The sequence below is a fragment of the Sinomonas sp. P10A9 genome, assembly GCF_041022165.1.
Lineage (GTDB): Bacteria > Actinomycetota > Actinomycetes > Actinomycetales > Micrococcaceae > Sinomonas > Sinomonas puerhi.
In genome coordinates this window covers 2,924,947-2,940,788 of record NZ_CP163302.1, presented here as the reverse complement: position 1 = coordinate 2,940,788, position 15,842 = coordinate 2,924,947, and the positions used below count along the sequence as shown (strand labels likewise).

General features: G+C 69.8%; 12 protein-coding genes. 6 read left to right on the top strand and 6 right to left on the bottom strand.

The genetic code is table 11. From position 1 onward, the window contains the following. Positions 1-16 precede the first annotated feature (16 nt). Positions 17-1,144, top strand: a complete 1,128-nt coding sequence (locus AB5L97_RS13415) for a glycosyltransferase (RefSeq protein ID WP_369045031.1) — start codon at positions 17-19, stop codon at positions 1,142-1,144. A 38-nt stretch (positions 1,145-1,182) separates the two neighbouring features. Here the strand turns inward: AB5L97_RS13415 and AB5L97_RS13410 are convergent, their stop codons facing one another. The 5 genes from AB5L97_RS13410 to AB5L97_RS13390 form a co-directional block, all read right to left on the bottom strand. Next, positions 1,183-1,950, bottom strand: coding sequence for a glycosyltransferase family 2 protein (locus tag AB5L97_RS13410; RefSeq protein WP_369045030.1), 768 nt, complete (start codon positions 1,948-1,950; stop codon positions 1,183-1,185). A gap of 158 nt (positions 1,951-2,108) precedes the next feature. Next, positions 2,109-2,978 (bottom strand): hypothetical protein, encoded by an 870-nt coding sequence (locus AB5L97_RS13405; protein ID WP_369045029.1) that lies wholly within the window; start codon positions 2,976-2,978, stop codon positions 2,109-2,111. 54 nt (positions 2,979-3,032) lie between these two features. Continuing rightward, the gene (locus tag AB5L97_RS13400; protein ID WP_369045028.1) at positions 3,033-3,947 is read right to left on the bottom strand and encodes a nucleotidyltransferase family protein; all 915 of its coding nucleotides are present in this window, start codon (positions 3,945-3,947) and stop codon (positions 3,033-3,035) included. Positions 3,948-3,996: 49 nt separating this feature from the next. Continuing rightward, positions 3,997-4,356: a hypothetical protein gene (locus AB5L97_RS13395; RefSeq protein ID WP_307955719.1), complete on the bottom strand. Its 360-nt coding sequence runs from the start codon at positions 4,354-4,356 to the stop codon at positions 3,997-3,999. 100 nt (positions 4,357-4,456) lie between these two features. Next, positions 4,457-5,113, bottom strand: coding sequence for a hypothetical protein (locus AB5L97_RS13390; protein WP_369045027.1), 657 nt, complete (start codon positions 5,111-5,113; stop codon positions 4,457-4,459). A gap of 116 nt (positions 5,114-5,229) precedes the next feature. On the opposite strand from AB5L97_RS13390, the gene glgX (AB5L97_RS13385) reads away from it, so the two are divergent. Beyond that, on the top strand, positions 5,230-7,359 hold the full coding sequence (gene glgX, locus AB5L97_RS13385) for a glycogen debranching protein GlgX (RefSeq protein WP_369045026.1): 2,130 nt from the start codon (positions 5,230-5,232) through the stop codon (positions 7,357-7,359). 12 nt (positions 7,360-7,371) lie between these two features. Here the strand turns inward: glgX (AB5L97_RS13385) and AB5L97_RS13380 are convergent, their stop codons facing one another. Next, positions 7,372-8,760 (bottom strand): protein kinase domain-containing protein, encoded by a 1,389-nt coding sequence (locus AB5L97_RS13380; protein WP_369045025.1) that lies wholly within the window; start codon positions 8,758-8,760, stop codon positions 7,372-7,374. Positions 8,761-8,957: 197 nt separating this feature from the next. Here AB5L97_RS13380 and AB5L97_RS13375 point away from each other — a divergent pair, with 197 nt between their 5' ends. From AB5L97_RS13375 to treZ, 4 genes are all read left to right on the top strand, one after another. After that, positions 8,958-9,131, top strand: coding sequence for a sigma factor-like helix-turn-helix DNA-binding protein (locus AB5L97_RS13375; RefSeq protein ID WP_369047444.1), 174 nt, complete (start codon positions 8,958-8,960; stop codon positions 9,129-9,131). Positions 9,132-9,217: 86 nt separating this feature from the next. Continuing rightward, complete coding sequence (glgX, locus tag AB5L97_RS13370; protein WP_369045024.1) at positions 9,218-11,467, top strand: glycogen debranching protein GlgX; 2,250 nt, start codon at positions 9,218-9,220, stop codon at positions 11,465-11,467. Between the two features lie 21 nt (positions 11,468-11,488). Next, the gene (gene treY / locus AB5L97_RS13365; protein ID WP_369045023.1) at positions 11,489-13,957 is read left to right on the top strand and encodes a malto-oligosyltrehalose synthase; all 2,469 of its coding nucleotides are present in this window, start codon (positions 11,489-11,491) and stop codon (positions 13,955-13,957) included. After that, positions 13,950-15,785 carry a malto-oligosyltrehalose trehalohydrolase gene (gene treZ, locus AB5L97_RS13360; protein WP_369045022.1) on the top strand — a complete coding sequence of 612 codons (1,836 nt, stop codon included), beginning with the start codon at positions 13,950-13,952 and terminating at the stop codon, positions 15,783-15,785. Before treY ends, treZ begins: the two co-directional genes overlap by 8 nt. Positions 15,786-15,842: the final 57 nt, after the last annotated feature.

Here is a 15,842-nt window from a genome sequence, read left to right as displayed (position 1 = left end):
GCCAAGGAGGCCACGCGTGACTGACGAACCAGTGGTCGCCATCGCGCACGACTACCTCACGCAGCGTGGCGGGGCCGAGCGGGTGGTCCTCGCGATGCACCGGGCCTTCCCCGAGGCGACGATCTACACGACGCTGTACGACCCGCAGGGCACCTACCCCGAGTTCCGGGACGCTGACATCGTCACCTCACCGCTCAACCGGATCGGTGCGTTCCGACGTGACCACAGGCTCGCGCTGCCGGTGCTCGCGCCAGCGGCCCGCGCGATGAAGATCCCCGCCGACGTCGTCGTCACCTCCACGAGCGGCTGGGCCCATGGATTCTCCACCGAGGGGCTCGTCTACGCGTACTGCCACTCCCCGGCCCGGTGGCTCTACCTCACGGAGCAGTACCTCGGCGGCTCGTCCCTGCGTTCTCCACAGGGCCTCGCGCTGGCCGCGCTCCGGCCCTTCCTGCGCTTCTGGGACCAGCGGGCGGCCGCGCGGCCCCATGTCTACGTGGCGAACTCGACGGTGGTCCAGGAGCGAATCCGCGATGTGTACGGCCGGGATGCGGACGTCTTCTTCCCCCCGCACAGCGTTGACACCAACGGTGTCCGCCAGCCGATCCCTGGCCTCGAGGAGTTCGTCGGGGAGGGTGGCCACTACCTCACGGTCTCCCGGCTCCTTCCCTACAAGAACGTCGATCAGGCCATCGAGGCCTTCCGCGACCTCGACGAGCGACTGCTCATCATCGGCGCCGGACCGCTCGCCGACTCGCTTCGGCGCACGATGCCGCCCAACGTCCGCATCGCTTCCCACCTCCCCGATGCCCAGATGCGCTGGGCCTACTCCGCGGCCAAGGCGGTCATCGCCCCCAGCTATGAGGATTTCGGCATCACGCCCCTTGAAGGCGCCGCTTGGGGAAAGCCGACGATCGCCCTGCGGGCCGGGGGATACCTCGACACGATTGTGGACGGCGTCACCGGGCGCTTCATCGAGTCGCCGACGGCGCAGGACATCCGCGCAGCCGTCGTGGGCTTTGCCACGGAGGAGTGGGACGCGGAGAAGATCCGGGCGCACGCGGACACTTTTGCCGAGGCACGGTTCCGCGACCGACTGCGGGCCGAGGTCTCCGCGTTGACCGAAACGGCATGCTCAAGGTAAGGCTCCAGCACCGCGCCCCAAGCGATGGGGCGCGGTGCCTAGGCTTCCTTGGTCCAAAGAGGGTTCTCGATGAGCTCCCGTTCACCATGGACACTGCCGAAGTTCAGGCTCCTCGAGCCTGCGACGTACTCGTGCCATCGCGCTTGCCGCTCCTCTTCGGCTACGGAAGCATGCTCGCGCCAATGGCTGCCTTCCTCCTGCGGCGTGCCCTCAGACACCTCGAGTGCGGCCGCTCCAGACAGAACCTTCGAGCAGTACTGTTCGTAACTGCGATAGGGCAGGTGATCAATCCGCAGCGACACCTCGACCGTTCCGGGGTGAGTCACCGCATGATTGCCGGGACCGATCCAGACCCACGATTGCGCCTTGAACGCCGACTTGAGCATCGGCCCGGGCTGGTGTTCGACCTGAAGGTACTGGTCGGACGATGGATCGATTCTCCCCGTTCCCTCAGCCGGAAATGCGTCGAACATCTGGGCTCTCACGACGCCACTCGCCGAGCACCGCAAATGGTCCGCGAGAGTTCCTGACGGTGCCGTCCATATTTCATCAGCGTCGAAAGGGACAATCCAGTCGGCGCCAGCGGTGAAGGCAAGTCGCGCAATGTACGACATGGAGCGGGCCTGATGGAACGCCTTGCTCATCTTCCGTCCGACATGTATTCGCCGGTCGCGCGCAGCGAGGTCATTCAGTATGCCGAGCGTTCCATCCGTGGAGTCATGGTCTACCGCGATGACCCCGGTCACGCCTTCACTGAGGAAATGCTTGACGACCGGCTCAATGATGTCGGATTCGTTGTGGACCATGGTGATGGCCCAGACAGAGCCCGGAAGGCGTCGGGAACGCCGAAGGCCCGGGACGGAAATGGACCGTTCGACCCGTCGTTGGAGCGGCGTGAGCCTAGCAAGATGATCCCGAATATTTCCCACGAGAAGACCCTATCTGATACCTCGACCGTGAAGATCTAGCGGTAATCCGTCAGTACCGGCTTCACCCGGTCGTCGAACAGGAGACGGTCTTGGTATTTGAGGCACAGGGGCTGAAGCACGTCTCCAAGCAGTTCGGTCCATCGGATCGGGTATCCCGCTGCCGGGTTGTAGAAGTCACTGCCGGGAGATTCGGCAAGCGCGCCAGCGAAGTACTCCATGCGGCTGTGCATCTCCCTATACCACTCGGAGGTGAGCGAGGTGCCTGGACGGACGATGAATGCGCTTGGACCGAACACCGCGCGGTAATGGCGCTTGATGTCTTTGCCTAGGTAGCGAGGGAGATCGGGCACGTAATTTGACGTGACTTCGCGGTAGCCGACCGCCCAGGTTTCGGTCTGGTCTGCGATCGCTTGGAAGGACGCTGTCCACGACGATGTTGGCCTCTTGATGTCCGAGTAGCCGCCGCCATGATGGTGCATGAAGTAGGTCCGGAGATAATCCGAACGGTGGCCGTCGGACAGCAGGGAATACGCCGGGTGAAGCGGATGCCCGTCGACCAGGAACTCATTCACCGTCTCGTCGGTGACGAGCACGAGCGGGACATCCAGCTCTGACTCCAGGGCCCGGAGAGAGGCAAGGCGGCGCTTGGACATCGGACGCGGTCCGAGCCAGAAGGAGTAGACGAGCGAAGGGACGGAGCGGTTATTGCTTGCGATGACATCGGGCCTCGCAAGGAAGGTGTGGCGGTAGCGGTCCGGATTGTAGTGGAACGGGGACCGTTCCTCGGCGGCTTTCCAGCGCACGTCGTTGATGTGCTCGGCGGTGTCCCGGAGCCAGAACCCGAGGCGCTTGCTGGCAACGAAGGCGGCGTGCTTGAACTGACGCGCCGCCCAGAGAGGATCCATGCTCGATTTATAGCGGCTCGACGCCGCAGATGCACAGCATGACGCCCGAGCCGCTCAGCCGGCGTCGTGCGTGGAGGGCGCGGCCCCGCCGCGGCGACCGGCCGCCGCACGCAGCACGTCCCCAGCCCGGGCGCCGAGCTCTCGTGCCACATCCGCCACGCCCGGCTCTCGCCGGAGCTGCATGCGGAGATGGTCCCGGTTCACGACGACGAGCGAACGCAGCAGCCCGGCACGCTCCCCGGCGGTCCGGGACGCTTTCCACCTTGCCCGGAACAGCTCAACGCGCGTCCCGCCGCGGCCCATGACCTCCCACACGTCGTGCTCGGGGTGGGCGGCCCAGTCGTCGAGGTGCCCTGTCGCGGCCGCGAAGCTCACGTGTGCCTCCGCGATCCCGGCGGCGGCTTCGAGCCCATCCCACTCGGCCGGAGTGAGAACGGAGCGGAGGTGCGCTACGTCCGCAGCTCCGCGGTGCGGGTCCCTCGCTGCGTGCAGAACAATGATGAGGGCCTGGTGGCGCCGCGCAGGCACGCGGCACGGCCACTCCGCGATACGGAGGGTCCGGTGCTCGTCCCACAGCCTTTCGAAGAACGCCTCGGCGGGGATCCCCACACCGGGAAACGCGCGGTGCACGTCCACGTATCCCCACTGGTCATGCCACAGGGTCATCGCGTGGTGGAACACTGACCCGGTCTCGAAGGTCGTCACCGTCCGCCAGCCGCGCCCGATGAGAGCCCGGACGAGGGCATCGACGTGGGCAGGGCGCACGAGCACATCGACGTCCGTGCTCGCCCGGTCCGGCTCGTAGAGCGAGGGCTCGGTGGCGTACCCCTTGATGTGCACGAGGTCCACGCTCGCCTCCACGGCGAGGGACTCGATGAGGGCGTGGGCGAGGCGCACCCGGTCCTCGAGTGGGAGGTCAACAAGCGGCAGTTCCTGCGCGCCCGCCTTGGCCCCGCTCGTCCCGTCCACAGCCCCCATCATTCTGGGTCCGAGCATGAATGCCAAACTCCCGAACGTCCTACGGCCGCCCGTTGACCGTGGCGATGAGGATCGGGCCCCAGTCGCCGAACGCCAGGACGGACTGCGTGGCCGGCACGCCGCTCTCGCTCACCGGGAGCACTGGGCGGCTCGTGAAGAACCGGTGGAGGCGGTGGTGGGCCTGCGAGGTGATCCGGATGCCGCGCCCGAGGGTGCCGTCAGAGCCGCGCGCCCCGCGCTGCCAGTCGATCATGGTGTACTCGGCGGACGTCCCGTCGTCCAGCGGCCGCGAGAGGATAACCGTCTGCTGATCGGGTGAGATGGCGCGGACGTTGAACGGCTGCCGGCCAGCGTCATAGAAGGTCACCTTGTCGCCCAGGGCAAGGAGCCGATAGGTCATCGCGGGCCTCCTGTCCCCGTGGGTCCCCGCGCCCAGCCTAAGCACTCATGGGCCGAGCGTGGAGGCCCAGCGCGAACCTCGCAGGACTATGACGGCGAGATCAGCGGCACTGGCCCGGTGGAACCTTGATCCCGGTCTGCTCTGCGGCGGCGCACAGCTGCGCCCGCGCATCGAGTGGAAGCTGGCCCCAAGGAGCCGAGGTGTCAGGGGTCTGGGGCGCCGGAGCAACGGCCGGTTCGCGATCCCGGGCGGGCTCGGCGGCCGCCGGCGCTGCTGCGGCAGCAGGCGCTGCGACGGCAGGGGCCTCCGCTGGCGAGGGCTCGGCGGACGCCGTGGGTAATGGATCTGGGGAGGGCGGCGCCGGCTTGATGTCTGCGGGCGTCGGAAGCGGCCGCACGGGTCCCAGCGGGGGCGCCGGACGCACGACGGCGGGCGGCTGCGATGCGCTGGCCGCTGCCCGCGGCGCTGGGGTCGCCACCGTTGCGGACTGGTGCCCGTCGATCACGAGGGCTACGGCCGAGGTGCCGAGTGCAGCGAGGGCGAGCGCGGCAGCGACGGCGAGCGGCGCCGTCGTGCGCCGCGTGCCGGCGATGATGGCAAGAGGCGTCGCGGCGAGCACCACCAGCCCGGCGACCGCGGCCGCGGCGGGCGAGAGCAGGAACAGAACGAGCAGGAGCGTCGCGACGCACGCGATGCCGAGCCACATCCATGTCCTGCGGGGCGGGGGCGCATCCACCTCGTAGAAATTCAAGTCCATCGGCGCCTCTCCTCTCGCGAGGGCCTCCGATCCCACGGTAACCGTGCAGGCGGGAGCAGCCAAGGTCAGGAGAAGAAGTTCACCCACTTGTCGGAGGCGTCCGCTAGGGTCGGCCCATGGACGCGAACACGCAGGGCGCCTTCTGGGGCGCACGCCCCACTGATGCCGGCACGGACTTTGCCCTCGCCACGGCCGCCGAGGCCGAGCGTGTGGAGGTGTGCCTCGTCGACCCTGAGACCAAGGAGCAGCGGTGCGTCGACCTGGCGCGCGTCGACGGCCCCGACGGCCAGGCGACCCGCTGGGAGGGGACCGTGGACGGCGTGGCCCCAGGCGCGCACTACGGCTACCGCGTCCACGGCCCGTGGGAGCCTGATAAGGGGCTGCGGTTCAATCCCGCGAAACTCCTCCTCGACCCCTATGCGTGGGCCGTGTCCGGCTCCTACGAGTGGGGCCAGGAGATGCATGCCTACGTGTTCGGCGACCCGGAGCGCATGGACGAGTCCGACTCGCTGGGCCACAGCATGCTCGCCGTGGTGTGCGAGCACGTCAAGTACGACTGGGAGGGCGACACGCCCCCGCGCCGCCCCTACAACGAGACAGTCGTGTACGAGGCGCACGTCAAGGGCCTCACCCAGCTCCACCCCGAAGTGCCCGAGCACGAGCGCGGAACGTACCGCGGCGCGGCTCATCCCGCCGTCGTGAACCACCTCAAGGAACTGGGAGTCACAGCGCTCGAGCTGCTTCCAGTCCACCAGTTCATCGAGGACTCCACCCTCGCGGACAAGGGGCTCTCCAACTACTGGGGCTACAACACCATCGGGTTCTTCGCCCCGCACAGCGCCTACTCGTCGAGCGGCGACCACGGGCAGCAGATCGCCGAATTCAAGGACCTGGTCAAGGCATACCACCGCGCCGGCATCGAGGTGATCCTCGACGTGGTCTACAACCACACGGCGGAGGGCAATCACCTCGGCCCCCAGCTGAGCTTCCGCGGCATCGACAACGCCGCCTACTACCACCTCGTGCCAGGGGACGAATTCCACTACACGGACTACACGGGCACGGGGAACTCCGTCAACGCCGGAAACCCGCTCGCGCTCGACCTCATCATCGATTCCCTGCGGTACTGGGTCACGGAGATGCACGTGGATGGGTTCCGGTTCGACCTGGCCTCAACCTTGGCCCGTGAGGACGGCGCTGTCGACATGGTCTCGCCGTTCTTCGAACTCCTCGCCTCCGATCCCGTGCTCTCCAGGGTCAAGCTCATCGCGGAGCCGTGGGATGTCGGGCCGGACGGGTACCAGGTGGGCAACTTCCCGCCGCAGTGGGTCGAGTGGAACGGCAAGTTCCGCGACTGCGTGCGCGACTTCTGGCGCGGCGAACCGGGCACCCTCCGCGAGCTCGCAACCCGGCTGGCAGGCTCCGCCGACCTCTACGAGGGCGAGGGGCGGCGCCCCTCCGCGTCCGTCAACTTCATCGTGGCTCACGACGGCTTCACCCTGCGGGATCTGGTCTCCTACAACGAGAAGCACAACGAGGCCAACGGCGAGGACGGCCGCGACGGCGCCGACGACAACCGCTCGTGGAACTGCGGCACCGAGGGGCCCACCGACGATCCTCACATCCTCGAGCTCCGGGCGCGCCAGCAGCGCAACCTGCTGCTCACCCTCGTGCTCGCCCAGGGGGTGCCGATGATGGCCCACGGGGACGAGCTCGGGCGGACGCAGCAGGGCAACAACAATGTCTACTGCCAGGACAACGAGCTCTCATGGATCGACTGGGACCACGCGGACTCTGAGCTCGTCGACTTCACCCGCAGCCTGACGAAGCTGCGCGAGGACCACCCGGTGTTCCGACGGCGCAGGTTCTTCGACGGCACCCCCGTTGCTCCCGCCGAGGGCGACCCGCTCCCGGACATCGTGTGGCTCGACGCCGACGGCAGCACCATGGGCCCGGACGATTGGGACCAGGACTGGGCCAAGTCCCTCGCGTTCTTCCTCAACGGCGGCGCCGTTCCCGGCAATGGCAGGCACGGCGCCAATGGCGACTCGGACTTCCTCGTGATCCTCAACGCCGCCGAGAACGACGTCGACTATCACCTTCCCGCGGGCCCGTTCCCGGAGAAGTGGGCCACCGCGCTGACAACGTGCGAGGCCCGGCTCGTGGGGGAGGCCGCGGCCGGCGGCGAGGTGTTCACCGTCCCGGCCCGCAGCGCCGTCGTGCTCATGGCCGAGCGGGAGGGGTAGGGGGAGCGGGGCTCAGCCGGCGCTGGGCACGCCCGCGAGCGGCTCGCCGTCGAGTTGGTCCGCGAAGCCGGCCGCGGTCGCCTCAAGCGCCGTCCGCCGCAGCACGAGTAAGTCCATGACCACGCCGCCGAGCTCCCGCAGCGTCTCCGTCTCGGCGGGGGAGAGGGTGCGCGGTGCGCGGTCCAGGATGCACAGGGTGCCGATGTTGGCCCCTCCGGGGGTCTTGAGCGGCACGGACGCGTAGAACCGCACGCCCAAGGCTCCGCGGACGAGCGCGTTGCCCGCGGTGCGGGAGTCCGCGGCGGCGTCCGGTACCACCCAGACGTCGTCCTGCAGCACGGCGGAGGCGCACAGCCCCGGCTCCCGCGCTACCTCGTCCGCGTCGATGCCATGCGCCGAGAGGAACCAGATCCTCTCGGCGTCCACGATGCTCACGGCCGCCATCGGCGCGCCGAGGATGCGCGAGGTGAGGCGCGTGACGCGGTCGAACGGGCTGCCCGGCTCGGCAGGCGCGGCGTAGGCCCGGACCTCCTCCAGGCGCAGTTCCTCCTCTGCGGCCGCCAGCTCCGACAGGGGCTCCACGAGGGCGCCGAGTGCGGCCATCCGGTACAGCGCGGCCGCCGCGTCCGCGGCGCTGGGCCGGGCCTCGGGGTCCATCGCCGTCATCCCCGCCAGCAGGTTCCGCCACAGCGGGTCGAGTTCCTCGGGGATGGGCGCCGGTTGCGTGAGCCGCCGCACGGCGCTCTCGAGGGGCGGCCCGGGGAATGCGAGCTCGCCCGTGAGGCACTGCAGCAGCACGAGGCCGAGCGAATAGACGTCGCTCGCCGCGCCGATCGTCTGGCCGCGCACCTGCTCCGGGCTCAGGTACGCTGGGGTCCCGGACACGGCGTCCTGGAGCGTGAGGTCGGAGTCGGACACCCACGCGATGCCGAAGTCGGTGAGCTTCGCGTGCGCCCTCGCGGATTCGCCGCCCGCGCCTAGCAGGAGCACGTTCGCCGGCTTGATGTCCCGGTGCACCACGCCCTTGCCGTGGATGTAGGCGAGGGCCTCGCACAGGTCCTGGCCGATCTCGGCTACGTCGGAGGCGCCCAGCTCGTCGCCCGCCTTGAGCCGGGTGCGCAGGTCCGCGCCCGTGATGAGCTCCATGACGAGGAACACCCGGGGTACGCCAGTCGCGGTCCGCTCGGTCCCGGCGTCGAGCAGCGTCACGAGCCCGGGATGGCTCAGCCGTGCGAGCAGCTTCATCTCGGCGTCGCTGCGCCGCAGCTCGGACTCGTCCATGTCGCCGGAGTGTGGCAGCTTGACCGCCACCTCGCGGTCGAGGACCCGATCGTGCGCGCGGTGGACCTCCGCCGTCGAGCCCCGTCCCACAACCTCCAGGAGCCGGTACCGCCCCGCCACCAGATCCTGGCCACGGTTCCCATCGCCACCGCTCGCATCGCAGTCCAGTTCCGCCACCCCAACTCGCTTTCAGTCCACAGACGGACAGCGGAAGGAAGCCTGGGTTGGCAGCCAAACGGCCCGGTTGCCGCGAGATTACCCCGCCCGCGCGCGTGCCAAACCGCCGTGCAGCGCCCTAGTGGACGCTCGCGGGCTCGATCTGGAGCACCCGGACGGCGCGTGCCTTCTCGGAGGGCGAGGAGATGAGCCAGATCGAGATCGCCGCGGTGCTCGGCGTGAGCCAGATGCAGGTCTCCCGGCTCCTGCGCCGGGTCCTGGCCCGCGTGCGGCGCCGGGCGGCCGAGGCCGCGGCCTGCGAGCCCGCCGCCTGAGGTCCGCCACCGAGGCCCCTGATCGCGGCGGGTCACACGGCAGCCGCGCGCAGAACCGTCACCTACACTCGCTAGGATGCCCACACATGGCTTCATCGCAGGCCGCACAGCAAGGAGCTGACGCATTGGAGAAGGACATTTGGCCGGGAACGGCCTACCCGCTCGGCGCCACGTTTGACGGCAAGGGCACCAACTTCGCGATCTTCAGCGAGGCCGCCGAGTCTGTCGAGCTGTGCCTCTTCGACGCGGAGCGGACCGAGCAGCGCTTCGAGCTGACCGAGGTGGACGGGTTCGTGTGGCACTGCTACCTGCCCAACGTCCAGCCCGGCCAGCTCTACGGCTACCGCATCCACGGCACCTATGACCCGGCCACGGGCCAGCGGTGCAACCCGAACAAGCTGCTCCTGGACCCGTACGCCAAGGCCGTCATGGGCCAGCCGGACTGGGACCAGTCGCTGTTCTCCTACACGTTCGGGGATCCAGACAGCCGCAACGACGAGGACTCCGCGCCGCACATGATGCTCGGCGTGGTCACCAGCCCGTTCTTCGACTGGCAGAACGACTCCCTGCTGCGCGTCCCGTACCACCGCACGGTGGTCTACGAGGCCCATGTGCGGGGCCTGACCGAGCTCCACCCCGAGGTTCCCGAGGAACTGCGGGGAACGTACGCGGGCGTGGCGCACCCCGCCGTCGTCAATCACCTCACCAAGCTCGGCGCGACGGCGATCGAGCTCATGCCCGTCCACCAGTTCGTGGACGATTCCACGCTCCAGGACAAGGGCCTGCACAACTACTGGGGCTACAACACCATCGGCTTCTTCGCCCCACACGCCGGCTACTCCTCGAGCGGGAACACCGGCCAGCAGGTCCAGGAGTTCAAGGCCATGGTCCGCACGCTCCATCGCGCGGGCATCGAGGTGATCTTGGACGTGGTCTACAACCACACCGCCGAGGGCAACCACCTGGGCCCCACCCTGTCGATGAAGGGCATCGACAACGGCGCGTACTACCGGCTCGTCGAGGACGACCCGCAGTACTACATGGACTACACGGGCACCGGGAACTCCCTCAACGTCCGGCACCCGCACGCGCTGCAGCTGCTCATGGACTCGCTGCGCTACTGGGTCACCGAGATGCACGTGGACGGCTTCCGGTTCGACCTCGCGGCGACCTTGGCCCGCGAATTCTACGACGTGGACAAGCTCTCGAGCTTCTTCGAACTCATCCAGCAGGACCCGGTGGTCTCCCAGGTCAAGCTCATCGCCGAACCGTGGGACGTGGGCCCGGGCGGGTACCAGGTGGGCAACTTCCCCCCGCAGTGGACCGAGTGGAACGGCAAGTACCGTGACACCGTGCGGGACTTCTGGCGCGGCGAGCCCTCCACGCTGGGGGAGTTCGCCTCCCGCCTGACCGGGTCCGCGGACCTGTACCAGCACAACGGCCGCCGCCCAGTCGCTTCCATCAACTTCGTCACTGCGCACGACGGGTTCACGCTGCGGGACCTCGTCTCCTACAACGAGAAGCACAACGAGGCCAACGGCGAGGACAACAACGACGGCGAGAGCCACAACCGGTCCTGGAACTGCGGCGCCGAGGGCCCCACGGATGATCCCGCGGTGCTCGAACTGCGCGCCCGGCAGCAGCGCAACTTCATCGCCACGCTGCTGCTCTCCCAGGGCGTGCCGATGATCGCCCACGGCGACGAGCTGGGCCGCACCCAGCAGGGCAACAACAACGTCTACTGCCAGGACAACGAGCTCTCCTGGCTGGACTGGGAGAGCGCAGACAAGCCGCTCATCGAGTTCACCTCGGCCGTCATGCGGCTGCGCGCCGAGCACCCCACGTTCCGGCGCAGCCGCTTCTTCGACGGCCGCCCCGCGCGCCGCGGCGAGGGCCAGCCGCTGCCGGACATCGAGTGGCTCGGGGTGGACGGCGAGCCGATGGTCCCCGAGGACTGGGACGTGCCGCTGGGCCGCAGCGTCGGCGTGTTCTTCAACGGCCACGGCATCCGCAACGTGGACTTCTACGGCCGAGCGATCACGGACGCGCACTTCCTCCTGTACTTCAACGCGGACGAGTCCGACGTGGACTTCCGCCTGCCGGGCGGGGAGTACGCGCCCGGCTGGGACGTGCTGCTGGACACCTCCGGGCAGACCGCGGGGGATATCGAGATCCGGGCCGAGGCCGTATTGACCGTGCCCGGCAAGAGCATGGCCGTGCTGCGCGCCCACGAGCCCGAGCCGGAGGAGGTGGACCACTCCGTGGCCGCGTCCCTGGCCGCCCAGGCCGGCTCCAGCTCCCCCAACCAGCCCTCGTCCAGCGCCGCCGGGGTCTAGCCCCGGCCCGTAAGGAGCCCCGTGAAGACCCCCGCCTCCACCTACCGACTCCAGATCCGCCCCGAGTTCACGCTGGACGACGCCGCGGCACTCGTGCCGTACCTGTCCTCCCTCGGCGTGGACTGGCTCTACCTCTCGCCCCTGCTCGAATCGGTGGGCGCCTCCGAGCATGGGTACGACGTCTCGGGCCCCTCCCGCGTGGACCGGGAGCGCGGCGGGCGCGAGGGCCTCGCGGCGCTTGCGGCCGCCGCTCACGGGGCCGGGATGGGCGTGCTCGTGGACATTGTGCCGAACCACCTCGGCGTGGCTGTGCCCGAGGAGAACCCATGGTGGTGGTCCCTCCTGCGCGAGGGCCGCGGCTCGAGGTACGCGGAGGCGTTCGACGTTGACTGGGACGCGGGGGGCGGGAAGGTGCTCATCCCGGTGCTGGGCTCGGAAGAGGACCTCGGCCTGCTCCGTGTCGAAGGAACACGCCTGCGCTACTACGAGCACTCGTTCCCCCTTGCCGCCGGATCCTGGAGCGTGGGCGACTCGGCGCAGGAGGTCCACGACCGCCAGCACTACCAGCTCATCCCGTGGCGCGAGGCGGACACACGGCTCAACTACCGGCGCTTCTTCGCCGTCAACACGCTCGCCGGTGTGCGCGTCGAGGTCCCGTGGGTCTTCGCCCAGAGCCACGCAGAGGTGCACCGATGGATTGAGGACGGGCTGGTGGACGGCCTCCGCATCGACCACCCGGACGGGCTTATGGACCCCGCCGAGTACCTCGAGCGGCTCCGGGATCTCTCGGGCGGCGCCTACACCTTGGTGGAGAAGATCCTCGAACCGGGGGAGGTCCTGCCGGACGACTTCGAGTGCGAGGGCACCACAGGCTATGACGCGCTGGGGCTCGTGGACCGTGTTCTCGTGGACCCCGCGGGGGAGGAGTCGCTCACGGCCCTCGATACGCGCCTGCGCGGAGGGCCCGCCGACTACGCCGCCATGATCCATGAGACCAAGCGCTGGATGGCGGACGGGCTGCTCCGCGCCGAGATCCTGCGCCTCGCCCGGCTCGCGGCGGCCCCCGCGGTTGAACGGGCGGCTGCTGAGCCGAGCGAAGGGGAGTCGGAACCCCCGTCCCTCGAGGCCCTCGCAGACGCCATCGCCGAGATCGCCGCGCACTTCCCGGTGTACCGGACGTACCTGACCCCGCAACCCAGGGAGGTGACCCCTCAACGCGGGGAGGTGACCCCTCAACGCAGGGAGGTGACCCCGGATCGCAGGGAGGTGACCCCGGATTCTGGGGGAGGCTGGCACGACGCCACGATCCTGGCCCGCGCGTGTCGGGACGCCGCCGTCGTGCGTCCCGACCTGATGACGACGATCGAAGCCCTCGCGCCGCGGCTCGCCGACCCCGACGAGGAACTCTGCCGGCGCTTCCAGCAGACCACCGGCATGATCATGGCCAAGGCGGTCGAGGACACTGCCTTCTACCGGTACACGCGGCTGGGGACGCTGACGGAGGTCGGGGGAGACCCGACCGTCTTCGCCACGGCCCCCGGCGAGTTCCACGGTGCGCTCGCGGAGCGCGAGCGCAGGCTGCCGCACTCGATGACGACTCTCACGACCCATGACACCAAGCGCAGCGAGGACGCCCGGGCCCGCATCACGGTCCTGTCCGAGCTCGCCGACGAGTGGGCCAGCACCCTCCCGCGGCTGCTCGAGGCAGCGCCGCTCGCGGACGGGCCCCTCGCGAACCTCCTGTGGCAGGCGATCCTCGGGGCATGGCCGGCGGACCGCGCACGGCTCGCCCAATACGCAGAGAAGGCCGCACGCGAGGCCGGGGTCCACACGCTCTGGACGGCTCCAGACGAGGAATTCGAGGCCGCCCTGCACCGGCTTGTCGACGCGGCCGTCGATGAGGGCAGCGAGGCCCACGCGCTCATCTCGGGCTTCGCGGACCGGATCGCGCCGTTCGGTGCCTCCAACGGGCTCTCCGCCAAGCTGCTCCAGCTGGCCATGCCGGGCGTTCCGGACGTCTACCAGGGCACTGAGTTCTGGGACCGGTCGCTGTGCGATCCGGACAATCGCCGGGACGTTGACTTCGAGGCCCGGTCCGAGGCGCTCGCGGCCCTGGATGCGGGTGCCCCGGTCGTCGGGCCGCTCGCGGAGGAGGCCAAGCTGCTCGTCGTGTCCCGCACGCTGCGGCTGCGCCGGGACCGGCCCGAGCTGTTCGCCGGGTACGCGCCCATCGAGGCGTCCGGCGACGGCGCTGACCACCTCATCGGCTTCCGGCGCGGCGAACGCGGCGTCGCCGTGCTCGCGACCCGGCTCCCGGCGCGCCTCGAGCGGTCGGGAGGCTGGGGCACGACGACAGTCCGGCTCGCACGACCCGCCCGCGACGCCTTCACCGGCCGTTCCTTCGAGGCCGGCGAGGTCGCCGTGGGCGCGGTGCTGGCCGCCCTGCCTGTCGCGCTTCTCGTTCCGGAGGAGGCGAACGGCAATGGGTGACGAGGCCGCGCCGGTCGGGCGGAGACAAGCGGAGTCGAAACCCCTCGGTGCCGTCTGGGCACCGATCCCGTCCCGCGTCGATCTCGTCCTCGGCGCGGGCCCCGGTGCCGAGCACCTCCGGCTCGAGGAGGCCGACGGCGGGTGGTGGTCGCCGCCGTCGTCCGAGGCCGGGCGGGTCGCCGCCGCGCTGGCCGACGGCGCGCGGTACGGCTTCGTCCTCGACGCCGAGGGCCCGTTCCCGGACCCACGCTCCCGCCGCCAGCCCGAGGGCGTCCATGCCCTCTCCGCCGGCTTCGACGCGGGCCGGCACGCGTGGGCGGACGAGGGCTGGACCGGCCGGGACCTGGCCGGCGCCGTGGTCTACGAGCTGCACGTGGGCACGTTCACGCAGGCCGGGACGCTCGACGCCGCGGCGGAGCGCCTGGCGTATCTCGCTGACCTCGGCGTGGGCTTCGTCGAGCTCATGCCCGTCAACGCGTTCAACGGTCCCCGCAACTGGGGCTACGACGGCGTGCTCTGGTACGCGGTCCACGAGGGCTACGGCGGCCCCGCGGCGTACGAGCGCTTCGTCGACGCGGCGCACGCGGCGGGAATCGCCGTGATACAGGACGTCGTGTACAACCACTTTGGGCCGAGCGGGAACTACCAGCCGAAGTTCGGCCCCTACCTGCTCGCCGGCACATCGACCGGGTGGGGTGACGCCGTGAACCTCGACGGCGCGGACTCCGACGAGGTGCGCTCGTTCATCCTCGACAACGCCCGCATGTGGCTCGACGACTACCGAGTCGACGGGCTCAGGCTCGACGCTGTCCACGCCTTCCTGGACCGCCGCGCCCTGACGCTGCTCGAGGAGCTCCAGCTCGTCGCCGAGGACGTGGAGCGCACTACAGGGCGCAACAAGGTGCTCATCGCCGAATCGGACCTCAATGATCCGCGCATTGTCTCCGCGCGGGCCGTGGGCGGCTACGGGCTCGCGGGCCAGTGGACAGACGACGTGCACCATGCGGTCCACGTGGCGCTCACCGGCGAGACGGGCGGCTACTACGCCGACTTCGGGGCCCGCGGTGCTCTCGCGAAGGTGATCCGCGGCGGGTACTTCCACGACGGCACGCTCTCGAGCTTCCGCGGCCGCTGCCACGGGCGGCCCCTCGACCCTGCCCGGGTGCGGCCCTCGCAGCTCGTGGTTTCGTGCCAGAACCATGATCAGGTGGGCAACCGTGCCGCTGGGGACCGGCCCAGCGCCGTTCTGGACTGGGACGGCCTCGCGGTCGCCGCCGTCCTCATCCTCGCGTCGCCCTTCACGCCCATGCTGTTCATGGGGGAGGAGTACGGGGCGACGACCCCTTGGCAGTTCTTCACCTCGCACCCCGAGCCCGAACTCGCGGCCGCCACCGCCGAGGGCCGCCTCGCCGAGTTCGAGGAGATGGGGTGGGACCCGTCCGACGTGCCGGACCCGCAGGACCCCGCGACGTTCGAGCGGTCCGTCCTGGACTGGACCCAGTCTGGGACGTGCGACGGCGGCCGTCTCCTTGCGCTGTACCGTCGCCTGATCGAGGTGCGCGCCGAGCTGCCGGGCCTGTGGTCAGGCCGTCTGGACCAGACGGACGTGATCGAGGGCGAAGCCGCAGGAGCCCGCTGGATCTCGTGGCGGCGACCTGGGGCCATCGTGTGCGTCGGTTTCGGGCCGGGGCCGGTGGATGTCCCCCTGCCGCCGGGGTTCGCCGGACGTGCCGTGGCGGCCACCGACCCGGCGTGCGCCGTCGTTACCGGCGCGTCCGGCGAGGCTGTCCGCCTGCCCGGCCTGGCCGCCGTCGTGCTCTCCGCCTAGCATCACGACGCCCGATCTCCAGGCAGTCCACCGCGTGTTCACTGCCGGCCCTTCGTC